General features: G+C 71.7%; 15 protein-coding genes and 1 pseudogene. 7 read left to right on the plus strand and 9 right to left on the minus strand.

Annotated features, from left to right (window positions below):
- The first annotated feature begins 41 nt into the window (after nt 1-41).
- Nucleotides 42-884: an NADH-quinone oxidoreductase subunit H gene (locus ACIBHX_RS02555; protein WP_397063504.1), complete on the plus strand. Its 843-nt coding sequence runs from the start codon at nt 42-44 to the stop codon at nt 882-884.
- 49 nt (nt 885-933) lie between these two features.
- Here ACIBHX_RS02555 and ACIBHX_RS02560 read toward each other — a convergent pair whose 3' ends face one another.
- Nucleotides 934-2,124 carry an RNA-guided endonuclease InsQ/TnpB family protein gene (locus ACIBHX_RS02560; RefSeq protein WP_397063505.1) on the minus strand — a complete coding sequence of 397 codons (1,191 nt, stop codon included), beginning with the start codon at nt 2,122-2,124 and terminating at the stop codon, nt 934-936.
- Nucleotides 2,125-2,237: 113 nt separating this feature from the next.
- Here ACIBHX_RS02560 and ACIBHX_RS02565 point away from each other — a divergent pair, with 113 nt between their 5' ends.
- From ACIBHX_RS02565 to ACIBHX_RS02585, 5 genes are read left to right on the plus strand one after another with little or no spacing between them, the layout of a single operon-like run.
- On the plus strand, nt 2,238-2,726 hold the full coding sequence (locus ACIBHX_RS02565; RefSeq protein WP_397063507.1) for an NADH-quinone oxidoreductase subunit J: 489 nt from the start codon (nt 2,238-2,240) through the stop codon (nt 2,724-2,726).
- Nucleotides 2,716-3,021 carry an NADH-quinone oxidoreductase subunit NuoK gene (gene nuoK / locus ACIBHX_RS02570; RefSeq protein WP_397063509.1) on the plus strand — a complete coding sequence of 102 codons (306 nt, stop codon included), beginning with the start codon at nt 2,716-2,718 and terminating at the stop codon, nt 3,019-3,021. Before ACIBHX_RS02565 ends, nuoK begins: the two co-directional genes overlap by 11 nt.
- Complete coding sequence (locus tag ACIBHX_RS02575) at nt 3,018-4,958, plus strand: NADH-quinone oxidoreductase subunit L (protein WP_397063511.1); 1,941 nt, start codon at nt 3,018-3,020, stop codon at nt 4,956-4,958. Before nuoK ends, ACIBHX_RS02575 begins: the two co-directional genes overlap by 4 nt.
- A 3-nt stretch (nt 4,959-4,961) precedes the next feature.
- The gene (locus ACIBHX_RS02580) at nt 4,962-6,419 is read left to right on the plus strand and encodes a NuoM family protein (RefSeq protein ID WP_397063513.1); all 1,458 of its coding nucleotides are present in this window, start codon (nt 4,962-4,964) and stop codon (nt 6,417-6,419) included.
- Nucleotides 6,416-7,738 carry an NADH-quinone oxidoreductase subunit N gene (locus ACIBHX_RS02585; protein WP_397063515.1) on the plus strand — a complete coding sequence of 441 codons (1,323 nt, stop codon included), beginning with the start codon at nt 6,416-6,418 and terminating at the stop codon, nt 7,736-7,738. Before ACIBHX_RS02580 ends, ACIBHX_RS02585 begins: the two co-directional genes overlap by 4 nt.
- Before the next feature lie 17 nt (nt 7,739-7,755).
- Here ACIBHX_RS02585 and ACIBHX_RS02590 read toward each other — a convergent pair whose 3' ends face one another.
- A complete protein-coding gene (locus tag ACIBHX_RS02590; protein WP_397063517.1) occupies nt 7,756-8,322 on the minus strand; it encodes a TetR/AcrR family transcriptional regulator in 567 nt (188 codons plus the stop codon).
- A 253-nt stretch (nt 8,323-8,575) separates the two neighbouring features.
- Between ACIBHX_RS02590 and ACIBHX_RS02595 the strand changes: the two genes are divergently transcribed.
- Nucleotides 8,576-11,338 carry a BTAD domain-containing putative transcriptional regulator gene (locus ACIBHX_RS02595; RefSeq protein ID WP_397063519.1) on the plus strand — a complete coding sequence of 921 codons (2,763 nt, stop codon included), beginning with the start codon at nt 8,576-8,578 and terminating at the stop codon, nt 11,336-11,338.
- A gap of 25 nt (nt 11,339-11,363) precedes the next feature.
- Here ACIBHX_RS02595 and ACIBHX_RS02600 read toward each other — a convergent pair whose 3' ends face one another.
- From ACIBHX_RS02600 to ACIBHX_RS02630, 7 genes and pseudogenes are all read right to left on the minus strand, one after another.
- Entirely contained in the window at nt 11,364-11,507 is a 144-nt protein-coding gene (locus ACIBHX_RS02600; protein ID WP_397065036.1) for a hypothetical protein, read from the minus strand.
- Nucleotides 11,483-11,623: pseudogene (locus ACIBHX_RS02605) on the minus strand (aldo/keto reductase); the annotation flags it as partial. The gene ACIBHX_RS02600 and the pseudogene ACIBHX_RS02605, both read right to left, overlap by 25 nt.
- A gap of 3 nt (nt 11,624-11,626) precedes the next feature.
- The gene (locus tag ACIBHX_RS02610) at nt 11,627-12,622 is read right to left on the minus strand and encodes a LacI family DNA-binding transcriptional regulator (RefSeq protein ID WP_397063520.1); all 996 of its coding nucleotides are present in this window, start codon (nt 12,620-12,622) and stop codon (nt 11,627-11,629) included.
- Entirely contained in the window at nt 12,619-13,944 is a 1,326-nt protein-coding gene (locus ACIBHX_RS02615) for a GH1 family beta-glucosidase (RefSeq protein WP_397063521.1), read from the minus strand. Before ACIBHX_RS02615 ends, ACIBHX_RS02610 begins: the two co-directional genes overlap by 4 nt.
- Entirely contained in the window at nt 13,941-14,762 is an 822-nt protein-coding gene (locus ACIBHX_RS02620; protein WP_397063522.1) for a carbohydrate ABC transporter permease, read from the minus strand. Before ACIBHX_RS02620 ends, ACIBHX_RS02615 begins: the two co-directional genes overlap by 4 nt.
- Nucleotides 14,759-15,712: a carbohydrate ABC transporter permease gene (locus ACIBHX_RS02625; protein WP_397063524.1), complete on the minus strand. Its 954-nt coding sequence runs from the start codon at nt 15,710-15,712 to the stop codon at nt 14,759-14,761. The genes ACIBHX_RS02620 and ACIBHX_RS02625 overlap by 4 nt, the downstream gene beginning before the upstream one ends.
- A 105-nt stretch (nt 15,713-15,817) precedes the next feature.
- Nucleotides 15,818-17,116, minus strand: a complete 1,299-nt coding sequence (locus ACIBHX_RS02630; protein WP_397063526.1) for an extracellular solute-binding protein — start codon at nt 17,114-17,116, stop codon at nt 15,818-15,820.
- Nucleotides 17,117-17,172 lie beyond the last annotated feature (56 nt).

Genomic DNA, 17,172 nt, shown 5'->3' on the forward strand with positions numbered 1-17,172 from the left:
GCTGGTCGTCGCGAGCCTTGACCCGGACCTGGAGACGGTCCATGGGTGAGCTGGTCGTGCTGGGCGTGCTCGCGGTCGCGGCGGCGGCGCTGGACGGGAGGCTGGCGAGCGGGCACGCCGACGTGCCGTTCCGCGAGGTCGCGCGGCTGCTGGTCCAGCAGCGGCGGGTGACGTTGATGCCCGACCTGCTGCTCACCCGCATCGGCGTGATCAGCCTGCTGGTGGCCGCGGTGCTGGCGGCCGTGGTACTGCCGCTGGGCGGGCCGCCGCCGCTGGACCTGGGCGTCGGGATCGTCTGGTTCAACGCCATGGAGGTCGCCGTCTGGGGCGCGCTGTGGCTGACCGGGTGGGGGGCGAACTCGTTCTACCCGCTGGTCGGCGGCTACCGGTTCGTCGCGCAGGGGCTGGCCTACGAGCTGCCGCACATGTTCGCGCTGATCACGGTGGCGCTCGGCGCCGGGTCGCTGCGGATGTCCGACGTGGTGGCGGCGCAGCAGGGGCTGTGGTTCGTCGTCTGGATGCCGGCGGCGTTCGCGGTGTACCTGATCTCGGCGCTGGCCTTCGCGTTCTGGGGGCCGATGGGGGAGCCGCTCGGGCGTGACGCGGCCGGGGGAGTGGTGGCGGAGCTGTCGGGGCCGGACCGGCTGGTCTTCATGGCCGGGCGGTACGCCCTGCTCGCGGTGGCCGTGGCGGCCGCCGTGCCGCTCTTCCTCGGGGGCGGGCCCTGGTCGCCGGTCAAGGCTGCCGCCGTGCTGGCCGGACTGGTCGTGGCCAAGCACCGGCTGCCCGCTGTACGGATGGACAGGTTCATGACCTTCGCCTGGGTCGTGCTGATACCGCTCACGCTGGTGCAACTGCTCGTCGTGGGGATCGTGGTGCTTTGACATCCTCCCCCGCCTGACTTCGCTGAAGGCGGGGGATTCCAACCAGTCTCTACGCTGAGAGGAGGACAGGTTGAGGTTCACGGTTCACAGGCTCGCCCGACGGCGGGCCTCCCCGTGCAGACACGGCATGCCCTGCCGCGTGTTTGATATTTGTGGCCGCGTTCACGTCGGCATTGCAGGCGTATCCGCAGGACCGGCAGGCGAAGTCGGCTTGGCTCTCACGCGACTTGCCATCCACGATCCCGCACGCCGAGCAGCGCTGACTCGTGTACGCGGGGCTGACCTTGACCACCCTGCCGGGAGCCTTGTGCTCCAGCCGTTCGACGAGCCGGCCCCAGCCCGCCACAAGAATCGAACGGTTCAGCCCAGCCTTGGCGCGGACGTTTACGCCCGGCGCGTCGATGGTGCCCTTGGCCGACCGGGTCATGTTGGAGATCTTGAGGTCTTCGACGGCGATCACGTCGAACCGGCGGGCCAGACCCGTGGAGGTCTTCTCCACCCAGTCCTTGCGCCTGTCCACCTCGCGCGCCTTCAGCCTGGCAATCGCGGCCTTGACCCTGCCACGACGATTCGAACCGCGCTTGGCCCGGGCCAGCTTCCGCAGCAGCCTCAGCAGGCGGGCCCCCTCGGTCTCCCGCAAGCCGGGCACGGACAGCATCTCGCCCGTGGACAGCGCCGCCGACACCGCGACACCTCGGTCCACGCCCACCCTTGCGCCCGTACCGGGAGCGGGGATCGGTTCGGGGATGGCCGCGAACGCCACATGCCAGCGCCCAGCCGCATCGCGGGTCACCCGGTAGGACTTCACCCCCTCGGGCACGCTGCGGGACCAGCGGAACCGCACCCACCCCACCTTCGGTACCTTCACCTCGCCCACCTTGCGCGACAGCCGCCGCACATCACCGGCCTTGACCGCGACGATGCGGAACCCCTCGCCCTGCCCGCGCCTGCGCCACGTCGGCTTGCGGTGGGTCTTGCCGAAGAAGTTCGCCATGGCCTGCGCGAAGTCCTTCAACGCCTGCTGCTGCACGACGATCGACCCCGCCCGCAGCCACGCGAACGCCGCCCGCGCCTCAGTCAGCTGACGGCACTGCTCGACGAACCCAGGCGCGGCCATTCGTCCCGGCTTCCAGTGGGAATGCTGCTCGAGCGCGAGGTTCCACACGAACCGGGCGTGCCCGCAGTGATCGGCCAGCACCCGCTCTTGGGCAGGCGTCGGCCGGAGCCGGTAACGGGACACGCCGACCAAGCTATCGACCGCCACCGACAAAACCGGGAGACCACCATGTCCGACCGTTCCGGCTTCCCTACCCACCCTGAAAGACGGGACCTCCAGCCTGTCGGTGTCAAGTGATGTTCTGGATTCTGGCGGTCGTCGCGGTGGCGAGCGGGATCGCGGTGTTCGTGGTCGACTCGATGGCGCGCGCGACGTTCGCGCTGCTGGCGTCGCTGCTGGCGGTGGGCGGCACGTTCCTGCTGATCGACCTGCACTACCTCGGCCTGCTGATCGTCCTGATGATGATCATGGAGATGCTCGTCATGGTGGTCTTCATGATCATGTACATGATGAACCCGGCCGGGCTCATGCCGATGAAGATGGTCCACAACAGGGGCGGCGCCGTGATCATCTCGGCCGTGGTGTTCGCCCTGCTGGCCGCCGGGGTGTTCCTGACCGACTGGCCGGCGCGCAAGGGCGTGCCGCCCCGGGATCCGACGCGCGCACTGGGCCTGTCGATCATGGGGCCCAAGATGCTGGTGATGATGGTCATCGGGGTGGCGATCCTGGCCACGATGATCGCGACCGTGGTGCTCGCCACACGCAGGGGGCGCTATGACGCTTGAGGCCTTCCTGCTGCTGGCCGCGGCCCTGTTCGCGGTCGGCCTGTACGGCGCGCTGTCGCAGCAGTCGATCGTCATGCTGATGATGGGCCTGGAACTCATGATCAACGGGCTGATCGTGGCGGGCGGCGCCTTCTGGTACTACGTGGCGCCCGAGACCGCCGACGGCCAGGTGCTGGTGCTGGTCGCGGTCACGGTGATGGCGCTGGAGATGGCCATGGGCTTCGCCGTCGCCACCGCGATCTTCCGCGCGCGCGACGTCGACATGACCGACGACGCAGGGGACCTGCGCGGATGAACGCCCTGCTCTGGCTGCTGCCCGGCCTGCCCGCCCTGACAGGCGGCTCCCTGCTGCTGGTACGGCGTGCCCCGCGGACCGTGGCGATCTCGGCCGCCGCCGTGACGCTGGCGCTGGCCGGATGGGCGGCCGTGGCGCGGCCCTCGGTCTCGGCGCGGCTGGTGTTCCGGTCCGGGCTGGCCGTGGACGGGCTGTCGGCCGTCATGGTGGTGACCGTGGCCGCCGTGGCGCTGGCCGTGCTCGTCTTCGCCGCCGGAGAGCTGCGGGAGGCGCGCTTCTTCGGGCTCATGCTGATCTTCGTGGCCGCGATGCTGGTCACGGTGACGGCCGCCGACCTGGTGCTGCTGCTCATGGGCTGGGAGGTCATGGGGGCGATGTCGTACGCGCTCATCGGCTACTGGTGGCGCGACGGCTCCCGGGTCCGGGCGGGCACGATCTCCTTCGTCACCACGCGGGCCGGCGACCTGGGCCTCTACCTCGCGGCCGGCGCCGCCCTCGCGGGAGCCCTCGCCGCCTCGGAATCCCGGCTCGACGGGATGCTGGCGCTGGGCGGGCTGCCGGGGCTGGACGGGATCCATCGGGACCTGGTGGCCGGTGGGATCGTGCTCGCCGCGCTCGGGAAGTCGGCGCAGGTGCCGTTCTCGTTCTGGCTGTCGCGGGCCATGGCGGGTCCGAGCCCTGTCTCGGCGCTGCTGCACTCGGCCACGATGGTGGCCGCGGGCGCGTACCTGCTGCTCCGGGTGGAGCCGCTGCTGGCCGCGACAGGCTGGGCGGCGACCGTGGTGTCCTGGGCGGGGGTGGTGACCGCGCTGCTGCTCGGGGCGGTGGCGCTGGCCCAGCGGGACCTCAAGCAGCTGCTCGCGGCCTCGACCTGCGCCCAGCTCGGCTTCATGGTGCTGGGCGCAGGAGTGGGGGCCGTCGCCGGGGGCACCGCGCAGCTGGTGGCGCACGCGGCGGTCAAGAGCCTGCTGTTCCTCGGGGCGGGCGCCTGGCTGACGGCGCTGGGCACCAAGGACCTGGGCTCGCTCGGCTCGGCGGCTCGGCGGTACCCGCTGGTGGGGATCACGTTCACGGTCGGCGCGCTGGCGCTGGCCGGGGTCCCGCCGCTGTCGCTGTGGGTGACCAAGGGCGCCATCCTGGGCTCGGTCTCGCAGCCCTCCCTCTACGGCGCGGCCCTGGTCGCCTCCCTGCTCTCCGCCGCCTACTCCGCCAAGGCCCTGGTCGCCGTCTGGCGCCCCGCCTCCGGCGCGCCTGCCGTCCTCGAAGCCGGTCCCGAGCCGGTGACCGGTCGGGTGGGAGTGCTTGAGGGGATCCCGCTGCCCGTGCTCGCGCTCGGGGCCGCAGCGCTGGGCGCGGTCGGGCTGCCGCCCGTCTTCGATGCCTGGTCACGCCTGGTGGGGGACCCAGGCGCGCCCGGTCCCACCGGGAGCGAGCTGGTGCTGTCCGGCGCCCTGGCCCTGGCCGTGGTCGCCACGGTCGTGCTCGTGGCCCGGCGGTCCTGGGTCCCCATGGAGGCGGCTCCCGTGACGGCCGGCCGTACGCGCGAAGTGACGCTCGGCGGTACGAGCGAGGTGGGGGCGAGCCGTGTGAACGGGCTGGGGCGGGCTGCTGAGGAGTGGCTGTATCTGGAGCGGGGCGCGGTGGCCGTGGTGTGGCGGCCGATGCTGGCGCTGGCCCGTGGGGCGGCGTGGCTCGACGACCACGTCGTCGACGGGGTCGTGCGGGCGGTGCCGAGGGCGGGGATGGCGGCGGCCCGGGTGGCGCGCAGGCCGTTCGAGGTGGGGGTCGACGGGGTCGTCCAGGGGCTGGCGCGGACGGCGGGGCGGCTCGGACGAGTGGCGCGCAGGCCGCAGACCGGGCAGGTGCACACCTACTTCGCCCAGGCCGCCGTGGCGTTGATCGTGCTGGCGGTCGTCTTCGCGGTGCTGACGAGGTAACGCGTGCTCTCACTGGTGATCTTCCTCCCGCTGATGGCGGCCGTCGTGCCGGCACTGCCGGGGATCGGCGCCAGGGCCGCCATCCGGGTCTGGATCGCCGCCTCCGCGCTGGACCTGGCGCTGGTCGTGGTCCTGTGGGCGGGCTACCGGGGTGGCATCGGCTACGAGGAGCGGCTGCGCTGGATCCCCTCGGTGGGCGCCGGATACCACGTCGGCGTGGACGGGCTGTCGCTGCCGCTCATCGCGATGAGCGCGGTGCTGTTCCTGCTCTGCGCCGTCTACTCGCTGCGCGAGCCGATCCGGCCGCGCGCCTACGCCGCGCTGTTCCTGTTCCTGCAGACCGTGTCGATCGGACTGTTCGCGGCGCTGGACCTGCTGCTGTTCTTCGTCTTCTTCGACCTGTCGATCGTGGGTATGTACTTCGTGATCGCCGGATGGGGACACGGCGACCGGGCCCGCTCGGCGTTGAAGTTCTTCCTCTACACCTTCCTCGGCTCGCTGGCGCTGCTGCTCGGCTTCATCGGCCTGTACCTGGCCGGGGGCACCTTCGACATGGTCGAGCTGATCCGCCACCCGCCGGCCGCCCCGGCCGTGGTGCTGCTGGCGATCGGGGCCGGGCTCGCGGTCAAGACCCCGACCGTGCCCGTGCACACCTGGCTGCCCCCGGCCCACACCGACGCGCCCGCCGCCGGCTCCGCGATCCTGGCAGGCGTGCTGCTCAAGATGGGCACGTACGGCATGGCCAGGATCGCGATGCCGATGCTGCCCGGGGCGTGGCGGTCGTACGCGTGGGTGATCATCGTGATCGGCGTGATCAGCGTGCTCTACGGCGCGCTGGTGGCGCTGGCGCAGGAGGACATGAAGCGGCTGGTCGCCTACACCTCGGTCAACCACATGGGCTACATCGTGCTGGCGCTGGGCGCGGCCGGGCTCGCCACCGGCGGGACGCAGGCGCGCCAGGTGGCCGTCGACGGGGCCGTCACGCAGATGGTGAGCCACGGCCTGATCACCGGGGCGCTGTTCCTGCTGACCGGCGTGCTGTGGGACCGCGCCAAGAGCTACCAGATCACGAAATTTGGGGGCATAGCGGGAAGAGCGCCGATATTTACGGGGCTGATGGCCGTTGCGGCCTTCGCCTCGCTGGGGTTGCCCGGCCTGTCGGGGTTCATCGCGGAGTTCCAGATCTTCACCGGGGTGATCGGGGCCGGGGCCGTCTGGGCGGGCGCGCTGGGCATCGCGGGCATCCTGATCACCGCCGCGCTGCTGCTCAGGCTGCTGCACCGGGCCTTCCTCGGCAGCCCGGGGGAGCTGACGCCACGCGTCACCGACGTGCGGCCGCGCGAGCTGGCCGCCGTCGCGCCGCTGCTGGCCCTGTCGCTGGTCATCGGCATCGCGCCCCGCTGGCTCCTCGACATGATCGAGCCCGCCTCGGCGGCCCTGGTGAACCTGGTCGGCCGATGAACGACAATCCCCTCGACCTGCTGCCCGAGCTGCTTATCCTGGCGGGCGCCGTGATCGGGCTGCTCGCCGGGATGTTCCTGCCCCGCGACAGGCAGCGGATCGTGGCCTGGATCTGCGCGCTCGCCCTGGCCGGTTCGCTGGCCGCCACCGTCGCGGCGGCAGGACGCGACCTGATGGCCTACGAGGCGTACGCCGTCGACCCGCTCACCACCGTCGCCCGCGCCACCGTGGCCGTCGCCACCCTGCTCGCGCTCTGGCTGGCCGCCGGCTGGGCCAGGGGCGCCGCCCGCGAGGCCGAGGTCTACGTCCTGATCATGCTCTCCGCGCTCGGCACGGTCGTGCTCGCCGGCGCGGACGACCTGCTCGTGCTGGTGGCCGCCTACCTGCTGGCCAGCATCCCCGCCTACACGCTCGTCGCCTTCGCCAAGGACGCCCAGGGCACCGAGGCGGCGCTCAAGTACTACCTGATGGGCGCCTTCATGGGCGTCCTCATGCTCGCCGGAGTCACCCTGGTGTACGGCGCGGCAGGCACCACCGCCTACCGTCCCGGCGCCCCGGTCGTGGCCGTGATCCTGCTGCTGGCGGGGCTGCTGTTCAAGGCCGGGGGAGTGCCCGCGCACTTCTGGCTGCCCGACGCCGCCGAGGGCGCCTCCAGGCCGGTGGCCGCGTTCGTCACCACGGTGCCGAAGATCGGGGCCTTCGTGGCGCTCTTCCGGCTGGCCGAGGACGTCTTCCGCGAGCCGCTGCTGCTCGCGCTGATCGCCACGGCCACCATGACGCTGGGCAACCTGGCCGCCTTCTACCAGGACAACGTGCGGCGGCTGCTCGCCTACTCCTCCATCAGCCAGGCGGGGTACCTGCTGGTGCCGGTCGCCGTGGCCGGGCGCAGCGACCTGGCCGAGCCGGCGCTGCTGTTCTACGTGGCCGCCTACGCCATCACCAACCTGGGCGCGTTCGCCGTGGTGCAGGCGGCGGGCACGGACCGGCTGTCCGACTACGCGGGGCTGGCGCGGCGCTCGCCCTGGCCGGCCGCCGCGCTGGTGGTGTGCCTGCTCGGGCTCGTCGGGACTCCGCCGACCGCGGTCTTCGTGGGCAAGCTGCTCGTGTTCGCCGCCGCCTGGGACGGCGGGTACGCGTGGCTGGCCGTACTGGCCGCCGTCAACACCGTGGCCAGCGTCTTCTACTACCTGCGCTGGATCAGGCCCGTCTTCGCGGGAGAGGGGGCGGCGCCGAAGGCCCGGGGCTGGCCCGCGCTGGTGGCCGCCGCGGGCTCGGTGGCGCTCGGCATGGCCAGCGGCGCGCTGCTGCTCATGCGGTAGGGGGTTACCCGGCCTTCTCAGACAGCCGGGGCTGCGAGGAGGGAGGCGAGGGTGCGCTGGAGGGTCCCGCCGGCGGCGGCGCGGTCCAGGCGGCCCGCCTCCACCTCTCCTGCCGCCGTGTGGAGGATCGCGAAGAACGTGCTGACCAGCCACGTCAGCGGCAGGTCCGTGCGGAAGTCGCCGTCGTCGCGGCCGCGCTGGATGATCTGCTCGACCCGGCGCAGCGGCTTGGCGTGGGAGGCGCGGATGCGCTCGGTCGGCAGCATCCTGTCGGCCACCACGAACAGGCTGCCGTGCTGCTCGAGCACCTCCCACGAGGTGCCCACGAGCCGGGTCAGCGCCTGGGCGGCGGGCAGCCGGGCGAGCTCGGGATCGTCGAGCAGGTGGTCGGCCTGCTCCACCGCGTGGTCGAGGATGGCCTCCACCAGCTGCTCCCGCGTGGGGAAGTGGCCGTAGAGCGTCACGCGGCCCACCCCGGCGGCCTTGGCGATCTCCGCGACGCTGGCCGCGTGGTCGACGCTGAGCAGCCGCCGGCCCGCGTCCAGGATCGAGGCGATGTTGCGTTCTGCGTCGGCCCTGACCATGGTCAGCAGCCTACTGCCTGAGTCTCTCCTCGATAGCGACCCTTGTCGCATATCGGTAAGGAAAGTCAGGACCGCTGGTCACGCTGCCCGCCAGGATCCTGCCGTTTCCGTGACGCCCGGGCGAATGATCCTGAAACAATGGCTCCCGCCAGGACGCGCACTGATGGAGCCCGCTTGCGACCTCTGCACCACGGCTGGACCCTGTCCGGCGCAGGACACCACCAGATCCACCGACCTGCTGTCCGCCGCGTCAATGAGTGACCTGCGTTACTCCGTGCTCGGGCCGATGCGGGCCTGGCGCGGCGAGGACGAACTGGACCTGGGCTCGCCCCAGGCCAGGCTCACGCTGGCGATCCTGCTGCTGGCCGGTGGCCGGGTGGTCGGCAGGGACCGGCTGATCGACACGATCTGGGGCGAAGACCCTCCGCCCAGCGCGCTCGGCGCCGTGCGCACCTACGTGTCGCGGCTGCGGTCGCGGCTCGGCGACGGGGTGATCGTGTCCGCCGGCGACGGGTGGGCGCTGACCGCGGCCCGGCTGGACCTGGACGAGTTCACCCGGCTGTGCGAGGCGGGACAGCACGCCGAGGCGCTGCGGCTCTGGCAGGGCCAGGCCCTGGCCGGGCTCACCGGCGGCTACGCGCAGGCCCACCGGGACCGGCTGGAGGAGCTGCGGCTGGGCGCCGTGGAGCGCGCCGCCGAGCGGGCGATCGAGCAGGGCCGCGGCGGCGAGGCCGTGGGCGAGCTGAGCGCGCTGGGCGCCGCTCACCCGCTGCGCGAGCAGGCGCGCGGGCTGCTCATGCGGGCACTGGCCACCTCCGGCAGGAAGGCCGAGGCGCTGGCCGTCTACGCCGACACCCGCCGCCTCCTGGCCGCCGAGCTCGGCGTCGAGCCGTCCGCCGAGCTGGCCGCGCTGCACCGGCGGCTGCTGACCGACGACGCGCCCGCGCCCGCCCCGATCGGCAAGCTGCTGCGGCCGGCGCAGTTGCCCGCCGACATCGGCGACTTCACCGGCCGGGCCGCCGAGGTCGCCGAGCTGACCGGCGTCCTGCGGCCCGGCCGCACGGTTGTGATCAGCGCGATCGCCGGCATCGGCGGGGTGGGCAAGACCCGGCTGGGCGTACGGGCCGCGCACCTGGTCAGGCAGGAGTTCCCCGACGGGCAGCTGTACGTCGACCTGATGGGCATGCACGCCAGGCCACTGGATCCCGCCCACGTGCTCGGCTCGTTCCTGCGCGCGCTCGGCGTCGCCGACGTGCCCGACGAGCCGGCGGAGCGGGCCGTGCTCTACCGCTCCGCGCTGGCGGAACGCCGGGTGCTCGTGCTGCTCGACAACGCCGCCGACGTGCGGCAGGTCAAGGCGCTGCTGCCCGGATCACCCGGCTGCGCGGTGATCGTGACGTCCCGGGCCAGGCTGGTGGCGCTGGAGTCGGCGCACCGGCTCGACCTGGACGTGCTGGAGCCCGGCGAGGCGCTCACCCTGCTGGCCAGGATCGCCGGGGAGGAGCGGGTCGCCGCCGAGCGGGCCGCCGCCATGGACGTGGTGGCCGCCTGCGGGTTCCTGCCGCTGGCGGTGCGGATCGCGGGCTCGAGGCTGGCCGCGCGGCCCGGCTGGACCGTCGGACGGCTGCGCGACCGGCTCACCGACGAGCGGCGCCGCCTGGCCGAGCTGCGCGTGGGGGAGCTGGCCGTGGAGGCGACGTTCTCGCTCGGGTTCGACCAGCTCACGGCGGAGCAGGCCAGGGCGCTGCGGCTGCTGGCCGTACCCGATGCTCCCGACCTGTCGGCCGCGACGGCCGGGGCCGTGCTGGACGTCGGCGAGCAGGAGGCGGAGGAGCTGTGCGAGGCGCTGGTCGACCTGAGCCTGCTGGAGTCGCCGGCGCCGCGCCGCTACCGCTACCACGACCTGCTGCGGGCCTTCGCGCGCGGCCGGGCGGGCGAGGAGGAGGCGCGGCAGGCGCGGCGGCGGCTGCTCGACTTCCACCTGGCCGGCGCGGCGGCGGCGCTGCGCCTGCTGTGGCCCGGCTACCTCGTCAACGACCACCTGGCGCCGACCCGGGCGAGCGGGCTGCCGCTGGCCACCGGCGAGCAGGCGCGGAGCTGGGCCACCGGCGAGCTGCCCGGGCTGCTCGGCGCCACCGCAGGCGCCGAGGACGTCACGCAGGCCGTGGACCTGCTGCTCGTCCTGGCGATCGTGCTGGACATGACGGTGTACGGGCCGGAGGTGGCGGCGGCGCTGAACGCGCTGCCGCCTACGCCGCGCCGCCGCTACCTGCTCGGCTACGCCTACTGGTATCTCGGCAGGGCAGACGACTGCGCCACCGAGATGACCGCGGCCATGCGCGACGGCCAGGACGACGTGGTGGTGCGGGTCGGCACCCGGCAGGGCATGGCGATCATGCTCAGGCGGCGCGGCGAGCGGGCCGAGGCGGCCGGGCACCTGCGCGAGCTGATCCAGGAGCGGCTCGGGCTCGGAGACGGGCTCGGCGCCGCCTGGGACCAGGTGAACCTTGGCATGGTCCTGCTCGACCTGGGCGAGCCGACGCAGGCGCTCCAGGAGGCCGACGGCAGCATCGCCCTGGCCCGCGAGCTGGGGCACCCGCCCACCCTGGGGCACGCGCTCATCGTGCGCGGCACCGCGCTGCACCGGCTCGGCGACCGCGCCGAGGCCCGCACGGCGCTGCGCGAGAGTGTGGAGATCGGCGCCGCCGACGGGGACCATGCGATGCAGGCGATGGCCATGACCCGGCTGGCCGAGGTCGAGCTGGCGGACGGGCACGCGCTCGAGGCGTTGGCCCAGGCGGAGGCGGCGCTGGCGATGGTGCCGGTGCACGACGCCGACGACCGGCGCGCCGACATGCTGGCGGTGCTGGGCCGCGCGCTCGTCCTCGCCGGGCAGCCGGAGCGCGGCAGGGCCTGCCTGGAGCAGGCCCTGGCCGTCTACGACCGGCTCGGCAGGCCCGAGGCCGAGCAGGTCCGTCACCATCTCGCCGAGCCGGCTCCGCACCCCTCCGGATGAGCAGGCCGCACCGCGCCCCGGGGGGTTACGGGCGTGACTGCGGGCTGAGCGGGCCGTCGAGGTCGCGCTCGATGATGCCGTCTTGGCCGATGCCGTGCCGCTCCGACACGGGCACGATCTCGGGCTCGATCACCCGGCGGATCATGTTGTACTGCGGCTGGTTCGACACGACCGGACGCAGGCACGGGCCCGCTCCTCGTCGATCTGGGCGCCGTGGGTGATCCAGTTGCCGTAGGCGATCTCGCTGACCATGAGGCCGCTGCGGCCCAGGTGTCGGAAGTGCACTGTCTAACTCGATTCGCGGATGACGAGATGGGGAGTGAGGACCAGGGCGGCGCGCGACTGGCGCTCGCCCGAGATGAGGGAGGTCAGCAGCCTGACCATCTCCCTGCCCATGTCCTCGATGGGCTGGTGGACCGAGCTGAGCCCGGTGAACTGGGCGTGGCTGGAGTCGTCGAACCCGACCACCGCGACGTCCTGCGGCACCCGGCGACCCGCCTCGGCCAGCACCCGCAGCGCGCCCACGGCCATCAGGTCGGAGGCGGCGAACACCGCGTCCACGTCGTGCGCCAGCAGCTCGCGCATCCCGCGCGCGCCGCTCAGCTCGGTGAAGTCGCCGTGCACGATGAACTCGGGCAGCCCGGCGAGCATCAGCGCCTCGCGGTAGCCGCCGAGCCGGTGCAGCCCGGCGATCATGTCCATCGGCCCCGAGATCGTGGCGATCCTGCGCCGCCCGCGCTCGACCAGGTGGTCCACGGCCATGTGCGCGCCGCTGTGGTTGTCGACGTCCACGACCTGCGAGACGATCTGCGGCCCGATCGAGCGCCCGCCCTGCACAGTCGGCACGCCGATGTCGACCAGGAACCCCGGCAGCGGGTCGTCGCGGTGCTGCGACAACAGCAGCACCCCGTCGACGTGCCCGCCCGACAGGTAGCCCTCCAGGTTGGCCCGCTCCTCAGGCGTGCCCGCCATCGTCAGCAGCAGCTGCCTGCCGGTCGCCGTCAGCTCTGAGGTGATCCCCCTGATGATCCCGGCGAAGAACGGGTCGGAGAACAGCCGCTCCTCCGGCTCCGCGATCACCAGGGCGATGCTGTCGGTACGGCTGGCCGCCAGCGACCTGGCCGCGTGGTTGGGCACGTAGTTGAGCTCCGCGATGGCCCGCTCGACGGCCTCCCGGGTCTCCGGGGACACCTTGTCGGCCCCGTTGACCACCCGGGAGACCGTGCCCCGGCCCACCCCGGCGTGCGCGGCGACCTCGTCCAGGGTGACCCGCCTGCGGTTCACAGGTCGCCCTTGCGGATGCGGGCCGCGTACCACAGGGCCGAGTCCTTCGGGGTGCGCTTCTGGGTGTCGAAGTCGACGTGCACGATGCCGAACCGCCGGCCGTACCCGTGGGCCCACTCGAAGTTGTCCAGCAGGGACCAGGCGAAGTACCCCTTCAGCGGCACGCCGTCGCGGATGGCGTCGGCGCAGGCGTTCAGGTGCCGCCGCAGATAGTCGATCCTGTCCGGGTCGTGGACCGCGCCGTCGGAGCTCACCACGTCGGCGAAGGCGGCGCCGTTCTCGGTGATGTAGAGGTCGACCGCCGGGTAGTCCTTGCGGAGGCGGACGAGCAGGTCGTGGAGGCCGCTCTCGTCGATCTCCCAGCCCATCGAGGTGCGCTCGCGCCCGCCGTCCACCCAGTGGGCCGACTCGGCGCCGATCCACGGCGTGCTGCCCTGCGGGACCGGCTCCCCGGCGGCGACCAGGGCGGGGGAGTAGTAGTTGACGCCCAGGAAGTCCACCGGTCTGGAGATGATCTCCAGGTCGCCGTCATGGACGTGGGAGAAGTCGCTCAAACCGGCCAGATCCGCCATGACGTCCGCCGGGTAGGCGCCGCGCAGCACCGGGTCGACGAACAGCCGGTTCTGGATCCCGTCGATGCGCCGGGCCGCGTCCACGTCCTCCGGCGCCTCCGTCGCCGCGGTCACATGCGACATGTTCAACGTGATGCCGATATTTCCGGACAAAAGGGGGACGGCCAGGCCGTGGCCCAGCAGCAGGTGGTGTACGGCCGCGACGGCCGCGGACGGCTCCTCGCGCCCAGGGGCGTGCTCGCCGTTGGCGTAGCCCAGCAGCGCCGAGCACCACGGCTCGTTCAACGTCGTCCAGTGGCTCACCCGATCCCGCAGCGCCTCGTGCACGATCCCGGCGTACTCGGCGAAGCGGTAGGCCGTGTCCCTGGCGGGCCAGCCGCCCGCGTCCTCCAGGTGCTGCGGCAGGTCCCAGTGGTAGAGCGTCGGCCACGGCAGGATCTCACGTGCCAGCAGGGCGTCGACGAGCCGGTCGTAGAAGTCCAGCCCCTTCCGGTTGACGACCCCCGGCTCCGGCACGATGCGCGGCCAGGAGATCGAGAAGCGGTAGGCCTGCAACCCGAGCCCCGCCATCAGCTGCGCGTCGTCCAGATAGCGGTGGTAGTGGTCGCAGGCCACGTCCCCGGTCTCGCCGTTGACGACCTTGCCCGGCGTGCGGCTGAAGGTGTCCCAGATGGACGGCCCCCTGCCGTCATCCGCGAACGCGCCCTCGATCTGGTAGCTCGAGGTGGCTGCACCCCAGAGGAAACTCATGCCTTGACGGCTCCTTCCATGATGCCGCCGATGATCTGGCGGCCGAAGACCACGAAGACGGCCAGCAGCGGCAGCGTGGCCACCAGCGTCCCCGCGAACATCAGCGTGTAGTCGGTGTAGTACTGGGTGGCCAGCTGGCTCAGCGAGAACTGCACGGTCGGGTTGTCCGCCTCAAGCACGGCCCGCGGCCAGATGAACTCGTTCCAGGTCCCCATGAAGGTGAACAGGGCCAGGACGGCGATGCCGGGCCGCAGCGCGGGCAGCACGACGCTCCAGTAGATGCGGAAGCTGGAGCCGCCGTCGACCGTGGCGGCCTCGATCAGCTCGTCGGGCACCGCCCTGACCGCGTACTGGCGCATCATGAACACGCCGAAGGCCGAGACCATGAACGGCACGATCACCGCCTGCAGGGTGTTCTGCCAGCCCAGCTTCACCATGATCATGTAGAGCGGGATGATGCCCATCTGGACCGGGATCATCATCGTCGCCAGGATGATCACCAGCAGCGCGTTCCTGCCGCGGAAGCGCAGTTTGGCGAAGGCGAACCCGGCCAGCGAGCAGAAGAACACCACCGACACGGTCACCGCGACCGAGGCGATCGCCGAGTTGACCATGCCGAGCGCGAAGTTGGCCTGCTCGGCCTCGAAGAGCCGCCTGACGTTGGCGCCCAGCTCGCCTCCCGGCGTCATCGGCGGCGGGTACTGCCCGACGACGTCGTTGGTGCGCGTGGCGATGACGAACATCCAGTAGAGCGGGAAGACCGAGATCACGATCGAGGCGAGCAGCGTCAGGTAGACGAGCCGGTTCTGCTTGATCACTTGTCCACCCCGTTCATCCGCCGGGAGATCAGGAAGTTCACCAGCGCGATCAGCACGATCAGAACGAAGATCATCCAGGCGACCGCGGAGCCGTAGCCGTAGTCGAAGTCCTCGAAGGCCTTCTTGAACATGTACATCGCGGTCGTCTGGAACTGGCCGAGGCTGCCGCCCGACAGCTTGCCCTGCCCGAACAGCAGCGGTTCGGTGAACAGCTGCATGCCGCCGATCGTCGACATGATCACCGTGAAGATCACGGCCGGTTTGATCATCGGGATCGTGATCTGCCAGAACTGCCGGGCCTTCGACGCCCCGTCCAGCTCGGCCGCCTCGTAGACGTCGCGCGGGATCGACTGCATCGCCGCCAGGTAGATCAGCGCGTTGTAGCCGGTCCACCGCCAGTCGACCATGGTGGCGATCGCGGTCCACGACGACCACTTGTCGGCCTGCCAGTCGATGGGGCCGACCCCGAACAGGCCGACCACCCAGTTGGCCAGCCCTGCATCGCGCGAGAACAGCTGCGAGAACACGATGGCCACGGCCGCGATCGAGGTGATCATCGGCGCCAGGACGCCCATCCGCAGGAACGTCAGCCCGCGCAGCGGCCGGTTGAGCAGGCTCGCCAGCACCAGCGCGATCAGCAGCTGCGGCACACCGGCCAGGACGAGCATCCCGACGGTGTTGACCACCGAGTTCCAGAAGTCGGGGTCGGCGAACAGCGCCGCGTAGTTGTCCAGCCCGACGAAGGTGCTGTCCCCGGCCAGCTGCCAGTCGTGCAGCGACACCCAGGCCGTGTAGACCAGCGGGAACAGCCCGAAGATCGCGAAGAGCACGAAGAAGGGCGCGATGTAGAGGTACGGCGAGCCGGCCCGGTCGAACCGCGACGTCCACTTCGCCTTGGGAGCCCGCCTGGCGTGCGCGGCACCGGACCGCGCCTTCACGTCAACAGCCACCCTCTCGCCCCCTCGCCGTTCCTGGGGATCCGGTACGGCGGGCCGTACGGAAAGCGCCATGAGAAACCCCGTGCGGCGGAAGGGCGCCGCACGGGGAGGCCGGGATCACTTGGCCGCGCGCTTGGCGTCGTCGAGGGCCTTGGCCCAGGCGGCGTTGGCGTCGAGCTTGCCCTGCTCCAGGGCCAGCAGCGCGTCACCCACCTTGTCCTGCACGGCCTGGTTGTCCGGGCCCAGGTAGACGGGCTTGAGCGACTTGGCCGACTCGCTGAAGATCTTGCCGACGGGGGCGTTGTTGAAGAAGGCGTTGGAGAAGCCCTGCACCGCCGGGTCGTCGATGGCCTGCGGCGAGGACGGGAAGTTGTTGGCCGCCTTGAAGGCGCCCAGCTGGCCCTCGGGGCTGGTCAGGAACTTGACCAGCTCGGCCGCCTCCTTCTGGTGCTTGCTCTGCGCGGGCACCGCCAGGAACGAACCGCCGCGGACCGCGCCCGAGCCGGGCACCCTGGCCACGTCCCACTTGCCGGCCAGCCCGTCGCCGGCCTGCTCCTTGATCAGGCCGAGCATCCAGGCGGGGCAGGCGATCGTGGCGAACGAGCCCTGCTTGAACCCGGCGTTCCACTGCGGGCCCCACATCTGCAGCTTGGCCGACAGACCGGCCGCCACCATGTTCGTGGTGATGTCCCAGGCGGTCTTGACGGCCGGGTTGGAGTCGATGACCAGCTTGTTGGAGGTGTCGAAGTAGGTGTGGTCACCCTGCTGGATCAGCACGTTCTGGAAGATGTTGCCGGCGGAGTCGAAGAACTTTGCTTCCTTCGATGAGGCCACGAACTTCTTGCCGGTCTCGAGGTAGGCGTCCCAGGTGGGCCAGAGCTTGCTCACCTCCTCGCGGTCGGTGGGCAGGCCGGCCTTCTCGAACAGGTCGCGCCGGTAGCACATGCCCTGCGCGCCGACGTCGGTGCCGAGGCCGACCAGCGTCTTGCCGTCGGGGGTGAGGGCCTGCTTCCACTTCCACTCCAGGAACTTGTCCTGCAGCGAGCCCGCGCCGTGGTCCAGGAGGTTGACGAAGTTCGCCGGCTTGGCCATGAACTGGACGAGGATGCCCTCCTCCAGCGCGACCACGTCGCCCGCGCCGCTGCCGGTGGCCATCCACTGCTGCAGCTTGGGGAGGTAGTCGCCGAGCTGGGCGATGTTCTCCTCCTTGAGGGTGACGTTCGGGTGCGAGGCTTCGTACTGCTTGTAGAGATCCTGGTAGCCGAAGTCACCGAAGGTCTTGACGACGAGCTCGGTCTTGCCTCCCGCCTTCGCCTGGTCCGACGAGGTGCCGGAGCCGCCGCACGCGGCCGCCGTGGCCACGATGCCCGCCAGGGCGACCGCGGCCACGAGGCCACGGCGAAGCTGACCCTTCATAGGGGAACCTCTCTAGGAATGCACCACTTTCACCTGCGTTGACGCCGCCGGTACCG

It is taken from the genome of Nonomuraea sp. NPDC050536, from assembly GCF_044457685.1.
Taxonomy (GTDB): Bacteria; Actinomycetota; Actinomycetes; order Streptosporangiales; family Streptosporangiaceae; genus Nonomuraea.